Source organism: Bradyrhizobium sp. 23AC, assembly GCF_054863025.1.
In genome coordinates, this window is sequence record NZ_JAVAYN010000311.1 from 1 (window position 1) to 235 (window position 235).

The following is a 235-nucleotide window of genomic DNA, read 5'->3' on the forward strand; positions in this document are numbered from 1 at the left end:
ATCGCACCGGCAACAGTTCGGTCGATTATGTTCGTCCAAGCGGTACTGGCGGCGATGCGCTGTTGCTGACGCTCGGCCAGGTCGAACGGCCCGGTCGCGGCTGGTGGCGCGTGGTGCTCGATCAATATGGCGCGAACGACGTGCTCGTCCCCAAGGTTACGCTGCGCCGCGAGTGGCCGGGCGGGCCGATCATCGGCATGTTCGAGGCACGGCACGGCCCGGATAACCGTCTGCT

At 66.4% G+C, this 235-nt stretch carries 1 protein-coding gene; it reads left to right on the top strand.

Going from position 1 to position 235, the window contains the following annotated elements; genetic code table 11:
• Nucleotides 1-235 (top strand): hypothetical protein (locus tag RAD10_RS42555; RefSeq protein ID WP_461622098.1); only part of this gene is annotated, 235 nt, incomplete at both ends.